Source organism: Dactylosporangium sp. NPDC005572, from assembly GCF_040605515.1.
Classification (GTDB): Bacteria; Actinomycetota; Actinomycetes; order Mycobacteriales; family Micromonosporaceae; genus Dactylosporangium.
In genome coordinates, this window is sequence record NZ_JBEXCY010000031.1 from 73,521 (window position 1) to 80,250 (window position 6,730).

Sequence of the window (6,730 nt, forward strand, 5' to 3'; positions counted from 1 at the left end):
CTGCCGCTTCGCTACTTGAGGTCATGCCGCCACGCCCTGCGCGGGCACCCTGATCGTAAGCGTGGTGCCGCCGTCCATGCGGCGGTCGACGTGCCCACCGAGCCCGGAGATGCGCTCGCGCATGCCCGACAACCCCGACCCGTCGGGTGCGCCGGTACCGCGTCCGTCGTCGGCGACGGTCAGGCGCACGTCGCCGCCGGCCGTGATGATCCCGATCCGGCACACGCGCGCGTCGGCATGGCGCACGACGTTCGTGACGGCCTCCCGCACCGCCAGCGCGACCGCGGCCTCGACCGCGGGCGACATTGAGACGTTGGTGTCGGTGTGCACGAACAGTTCGACGCCCGCCGCGGTCAACACGTCGCGCGCGAAGTCGATCTCGGTGTCCAGCGCGTGGTGGCGCCACCCGCTGACGGCTGCGCGGACCTCGGTCAGCGCATCGCGGGCGAGCTGCTCGACGTCGGTCGCCTCGGCGGCGGCGCGCGCCGGGTCGGACGCTGCGACCTTCCGGATCAGCTGCGCGCGCACCACGATGCCGGTGAGCGTGTGGCCGAGCAGGTCGTGCAGGTCACGGGCGATCCGCTCGCGCTCGCCCAGGGTGGCCAGCCGCTCGATCCGGACGTTGTCGACGCGCAGCCGAGCCGATTCGCGCGAGCTGTCGACGTCGGCCATCACCGAGTTGCCGATGAGCCACACCAGCAGGATCGGCGCCGCGAACGCGGCGAGCCGGAACGGCATCAGGATCGCCGACGCCGACGCGAGCAGCAGCAGGAGCACGGTCAACCCGACGAACCAGCGGCGAGCCGTCCCGCGCGACGCGGCTCCGGCGACGAACCCGGCGGCATAGACCATGAACACGGTCGCGGCAGAGTTGAACCAGACCGTTGCGACGCCGAGCGCCGTCAACAGCACCGCGACGACCATGGTGGTGCGGGCCGCGCCCAGCCCCCCGACGACGACGAGGACCGCGCCCACCGCGATGAGCGCGATGGCCAGCACCCAGTCGCCGGCGTCGGGACCGTCGGCGGCCCCGGTCCGGGCCACGACCGACGCGAACATCGGCTCGAACGCCAGCGAGCTCAGGAACACGAGGTACCACCAACGGCTGATACCGCGGCGCAGACCAGCGGCCGTCAGCCGACCGGTGCGGTCGGCTGACGCCGTGGTACGCGGCTGCTCGGTGGTCATCCCAGGCCTCTGCTCACACCCGCATCGAACGGTACGCGATCGCTGCCAGCGATGCCGTAGCCGCCGTGGCGGCGAGCAGTGCCGCGACATTGTCGATGATCGGGTCGCCGACCAGCAGCCCGAGTCCGAGCTGGGACGCGTGGTAGGTCGGCAGCCACACGGCCAGGTCCCGCACGAACCCTGGGAGGACCTCCAGCGGCATCCACAGTCCGCCGGCGATCGCCATCGGGAGGAACACCGCGTTGATGATGGCGGGGGCCGAGCGTCCGCGGGCGACGAACCCGACGGCCATGCTCAGCAGTGCGAACGGCAGCGACCCGAGCAGGAGCAGCCCGGCGATCTGCAGCCAGGTGACGATGTCGGTGTCGAACCGTCCCATCGCGAAGGCGGTGAGGCTCATCGCGGCGTAGACACCGAACGCGACCGGAAGGCTGGCGACGACCTTGGCGGCCAGGGTCGTCCGCACGGGTACCGGCGAGACCCGCTTGACCCGCAGCCAGCCGCGCTCACGGTCCTCAGCGATGCCGATGCCCGGCGTCAGTGCCACGGAGATCACGCCGAAGGCGCCGAACGTCGCGAGCATGAGCGTCGCGCCGGACACCGGCCCGTCACCCTCGGCCCCGAACAGCGTGGCGAACACTGCGAACATGCCGACCGGCATCGCGATGGAGAAGAGCGCGGCAACAGGGTCACGGATGATGGCGTACAGCTCGTCGCGGATCTCGACGGCGAGGATTGCGGCGGTCATGCGGCTACCTTCCTTGATTCCTGGGCGGTCATGGACACAATGGCCTGCTCGAGCGAGGCGCCCTCGACCCGCAGGTCGTCCAGCGTCGGGTCGGCGGCGAGCAGCGCGCGGACAGTGGCTTCGGGCCGGGCGCTCACGGCGCGCATCCGGCCATCGGCGACGATGACGTCGAGCACGTCCGGCAACGCGCGCAGCTCGCTGTCGCGCAGTGCCGTCCGCGCCGTGACGGTGCGGTCGGGCAGCTGCGCGGTCAGGTCCGCCGGGCTGCCGACGGCGATCACGGTCCCCTGGTGCAGCACCACGACGCGGTCCGCGACCGCGGCCGCCTCGTCGATCTGATGGGTGGTGAGCAGCACGGCGGTGCCGCGGTCCCGCCGAGCGGCGAGCGTGGCCCAGAAGCGACGCCGGGCCTCGATGTCGAGCCCGACCGTCGGCTCGTCGAGGACGAGCAGCGTCGGGTCGACCGCCAACGCCATCGCCAGCTGGAGCCGTTGCTGCTGGCCGCCGGACAGCTCGGTGGCCCGGCGCTTCGTCAGGTCGAGCAGTCCCACCTCGGCCAGCACCGCATCGGCGGCGGAGGCGGGCCGGCCGGCGCGGACCGCCCACCCCGCGACCAGCTCGCGGACCTTCAGCGTGCGCGGGAACCCGGCGTGCTGGTGCACGACGCCCAGGCGCCGGCGGGTGGCCGGCCGTCGGGGGTCGTTGCCGGCGATGCGAACGGTGCCGGCGGCAGGCGCGAGCGTGCCGGTCAGCGTGCTGACGAGCGTCGTCTTGCCCGCGCCGTTGGGGCCGAGCAGCGCGACGCACTCGCCGGCGCCGACGCTGAGGTCGACACCACGCAGCGCGCGTATCTGCCCGTAGCTGTGGTCCAGTCCACGGATCGTCACGACGTCGGTCACGGTCATCTCCCTGGTGTGCAACGGTGATAACCGACTGTGACGGGAGGGGACGGTGCCGAAGTAGTGCACGGCGTCAGGACCTGCGCATGACAGACGTCACCTGGCCGCAGTCCCGTCAGAGCGGTGCAGGTCCAGTGCCGTGAGGGCGGCGTCCAGGAGGCGGGCCTCAGCCGGGACGGCCGGGTCGAGGCCCGTCAGCGCCGTGACGCGGCCCAGGCGGTAGTCCAGCGTGTTGCGGTGGATGTGCAGCTCCTGGGCGACCCGGCTGCGGTTGTGGCCGTGCTGCACGAAGCTGCGCAGCGTCTCCAGTAGATACGGGTGGTCCGCCAGCGGGTCCAGCTTCGCCGCCAGCCGGGCCAGGCCCGGGCCGGGACGGGCCAGCTGGTACTCGACCAGCACGTCGTCGAGGCGGTACACCCCGGATCGGCGGCCGAGGCGGGTGACGAGGTCGAGCACCTCGCCGGCCTCGGCCGACGCCGCCGGGATCCGGGGCGGCCCGTCCGCGTCGGCGGCCGCCGCCAGGACCGTCGTGTCCAGGGCCTCCGCCAATCCGGCGACCAGGGCTGCCGCGTCGGTACCGCCGGGCAGCAGCGCGATCCCGCCCACGTGGTCGGCCAGGACCGGGGTGCCGGTGTGCGCGTCCAGGGCGACCTGGACCAGCCGGTCCGGCGGGCGGGGGTCGAACCGCAGCAGCAGGACCGTGTGCCGGCGGCCGAGCTCGACCCGTGCGGCCTCGGCGAACGGCGCGGCCGGGCGGCCGTCGAGCAGCGCGGCCAGCAGCTCGCGGCGGGCCCGCTTGTCCTCGCTGTGCAGGTCCTCCTGGGCCTGCAGGTGGGCCACGACGACCGCCGGCATCACCGCCGCCAGGCCGTCGAGCAGGCGCGCGCCGGCCGCCGCCAGCTCGTCCGGGCCGGCCGCCTCGGTGAGCGCCCGCCACCAGGCGCGGGCCCCGATGAGGTACGCCGTCAGGGCCGCCTCCAGCGGCAGGTGGTCCCGCGCCCGGCGGGCCGACAGCTCGACCACCGCGGTCAGGTCGCCGGGGCGCAGTGGGCCCGGCTCCTTCAGCAGTTTGACCAAGAGGCCCAGGACCGCGGTGACCGACTCGCTGACCGGTCCGGCCAGCGCCGGCGGCGGCAGCTCCCGGTAGAACGGGACGTCAGTGGCGATGCCGGCGACGATCTCCCGGGTGAGCGCGGGGACCCGTCCGGCCATCCGGTCGTGCAGCGGCGGCATCGAGGCATCGTCACATTGCCCAAACCGGCGGGTCAATCGTTGCCGCAAGTGCGCACTGACAGGCGACCGCCGGCGGCCGGAGCATGAACGCATGTCACGCCGGCTTCGCGCCGCCATCTGCGCGGCCACCCTCGTCGTCGCACCCCTGCTGGCGCCCGCCGCGCCGGCCCACGCCGCCACGTTCGCCGACCCCGGTCCGTACGCCACCGCCGTGCAGATCGGCGCCGTCAACACGCTGTACTACCCCCGCGACATCGCGTCGAGCACCCGCCGTCACCCCGTCATCGTGTGGGGCAACGGCACCGGCGGTGCGCCCCTGGTGTACCGCGACCTCCTCCTGCACTGGGCGAGCCACGGCTTCATCGTCTCGGCCGCCAACACCCCCGCCTCCAACCTGGGCATCTCGATGCGCCTGGGCATCGACGCCCTCGCGCTGGCCGACGCGGACCCGGCCGGCCCGTTCCACGGCAAGGTCGACCTGGAGCACATCGGCGCCTCCGGCCACTCGCAGGGCGGCGCCGCGGCGATCGTTGTCGGGGCCGACCCGCGCATCGACGCCATCCTGCCGATCCAGCCCGGCCCGCTCGCCGACATCGACGACGTGCACGTCCCGGCGCTGCTCATGGCCGGCCAGTACGACCTGATCGTGTTCCCGGCGCTGGTGAAGGCGTTCTACAACGACGCTGGCCACATCCCGGCGATCTACGCCGAGGTGCGCGGCGCCGACCACTTCACCGTCGTCGGCGACCCGGGGCCGTTCGCGGCGCCGACCACCGCCTGGTTCCGGTACCAGCTGATGGGCGACACCGCGGCCCGGGCCCAGTTCGCCGGCCCGGCCTGCGGGATCTGCACCGACACCCGCACCTTCTCCGACGTGCGCCGCAACGCGCTGGCGCCGTGAGGGTCCGGACCTCGGCCGGCGAGCTCGCCGGCCTGCGCACCGCCACCGGCGTGGCCGCGTACCTGGGTATCCCGTACGCGGCCGCGCCGGTCGGCGAGCGCCGGTTCGCCGCGCCGGCACCGGCCCCGGCGTGGGACGGGGTCCGGGACGCGACCCGGTTCGGCCCGACGGCGCCGCAGACGCCGTACCCGCCCGCCCTGGCCCGGCTGCTGCCGACGGTGACGATCCCCGGCGACGAGGTGCTCAACCTCAACGTGTGGACGCCCGCCGACCGCGACGCGGCGGGGCGGCCGGTGCTGGTGTGGTTCCACGGCGGGGCGCTGACCCGCGGCACCGCCGCGCTGCCGGTGTACGACGGTGCGAGCTTCGCCCGGCAGGGGATCGTCGTGGTGTCGGCGAACTACCGCCTCGGCGCCGAGGGGTTCTCCGTGCTCGCCGGCGCCCCGGCCAACCTGGGCCTGGCCGACCAGCTCGCCGTGCTGCGCTGGGTGCGCGACGAGATCGGCGCGTTCGGCGGCGACCCGGGCCGGGTGACGGTCATGGGCGAGTCGGCCGGCGGGACGACCACGGCCGCGCTCATGGTCAGCCCGCGCGCGGCCGGGCTGTTCCACCGGGCGATCGTGCAGAGCGGCCCGCTGGACGCGGCGCCGCTCGACGAGGCAGCCGCGGTCACCCGGCGGATGGCCCGCCGGCTCGGCGTCCCGGCGACCCGGGAGGCCTTCGCCCGCATCCCGCCGCAGCGGCTCCTCGCCGCCCTCGCACCGGCCTCGCCATTGAAAGGCGCCGCCGGCTTCCGGATCGCGGTGGACCACGATCTCGTGCCGCGGGCCGTCGACGCCGCGGTCGCGGAGAGCAGCATGCCGCTGCTCACCGGCACGACCACCGACGAGTACCGGCTGTGGATGGTCCCGGACGGCTCGGTGCACCGCATCCGCCGCCTGCACCTGCTGCTGGCCCGGCTGAAGTACCGCATCCCGTCGTCGGTCATGCGCGAATACACCGCGGCCACTCCGGGCGAGCGGTTCGGGGAGCTGGCCACCGACCTGCTGCTGCGCGTGCCGATGACCGACGCCGCCGACGCCCGGCGCGCACCCACGTGGGTGTACGAGTTCGCCTGGCCGTCCCCGGTGCTGGGGATCGGCGCCGCGCACGCGACCGAGCTGCCGTTCGTGTTCAACACCCTGGGTGCCGCGGCCGAGCTCGTCGGCCCCGGTGCGCCGCAGGCGCTGGCCGACGAGATGCACGCGGTGTGGGCCCGGTTCGTGCACGGCGAGGAGCCGGGCTGGCCCCGGTGGGGCGCCACCCGGCCGGTGCGGGTCTTCGACGGCGCCGGCAACCCGGTCGTCAACGACCCGCGGGGTGTGCGGCGCTCGGCGATGAGCGCGGCGCTGGCCGCCCGGCGCGCGGCGGTCGCGGGTCGAGGCCGCTGAGGCGCAGCAGCGGCGGGGTGAGGGCGAGCAGCAGGGCGGCGAGTGCCGCCACGGCCAGCATGGCGCCGCGCAGGCCGGCCGCGTCCGCCCACAGCCCGACGTACACCGGGCCGGCGACGAAGCCGAGGTACGACACCGTGGTGACGATCGAGGTGGCGCGGCCGCGGTGCGACTCGTCGACGGCTCGCGAGACGATGCCGACGAGCGTGGGAAACAGCACCGCGGTCCCGGCGGCGGCCGCTACGAGGCCCAGCGCGGCGGCGAGCAGCCCGGGCGCGGCCGCGACGAGGACCGCGCCGGCCGCGGCGGTCAGGGCGCCGGCGAGCAGTAC

Annotated in this window: 7 protein-coding genes; 2 read left to right on the forward strand and 5 right to left on the reverse strand. The window is 74.7% G+C overall.

The features are described from left to right. Positions 1–21 precede the first annotated feature (21 nt). From ABZS66_RS18165 to ABZS66_RS18180, 4 genes are all read right to left on the reverse strand, one after another. The gene (locus tag ABZS66_RS18165; protein ID WP_354758950.1) at positions 22–1,188 is read right to left on the reverse strand and encodes a histidine kinase; all 1,167 of its coding nucleotides are present in this window, start codon (positions 1,186–1,188) and stop codon (positions 22–24) included. A 13-nt stretch (positions 1,189–1,201) separates the two neighbouring features. Beyond that, positions 1,202–1,936: an ABC transporter permease gene (locus ABZS66_RS18170; protein ID WP_354758951.1), complete on the reverse strand. Its 735-nt coding sequence runs from the start codon at positions 1,934–1,936 to the stop codon at positions 1,202–1,204. Next, positions 1,933–2,835, reverse strand: a complete 903-nt coding sequence (locus ABZS66_RS18175; protein WP_354758952.1) for an ABC transporter ATP-binding protein — start codon at positions 2,833–2,835, stop codon at positions 1,933–1,935. Before ABZS66_RS18175 ends, ABZS66_RS18170 begins: the two co-directional genes overlap by 4 nt. A gap of 96 nt (positions 2,836–2,931) precedes the next feature. After that, positions 2,932–4,068 (reverse strand): helix-turn-helix domain-containing protein, encoded by a 1,137-nt coding sequence (locus ABZS66_RS18180; protein ID WP_354758954.1) that lies wholly within the window; start codon positions 4,066–4,068, stop codon positions 2,932–2,934. Between the two features lie 91 nt (positions 4,069–4,159). Here ABZS66_RS18180 and ABZS66_RS18185 point away from each other — a divergent pair, with 91 nt between their 5' ends. Then, positions 4,160–4,969, forward strand: a complete 810-nt coding sequence (locus ABZS66_RS18185) for a hypothetical protein (protein WP_354758956.1) — start codon at positions 4,160–4,162, stop codon at positions 4,967–4,969. Next, complete coding sequence (locus ABZS66_RS18190) at positions 4,966–6,399, forward strand: carboxylesterase family protein (RefSeq protein ID WP_354758958.1); 1,434 nt, start codon at positions 4,966–4,968, stop codon at positions 6,397–6,399. The genes ABZS66_RS18185 and ABZS66_RS18190 overlap by 4 nt, the downstream gene beginning before the upstream one ends. Here ABZS66_RS18190 and ABZS66_RS18195 read toward each other — a convergent pair. Next, on the reverse strand, positions 6,314–6,730 hold a 417-nt coding region (locus tag ABZS66_RS18195), incomplete at its 5' end, for an MFS transporter (protein WP_354758960.1). The two genes, ABZS66_RS18190 and ABZS66_RS18195, sit on opposite strands and share 86 nt — an antisense overlap.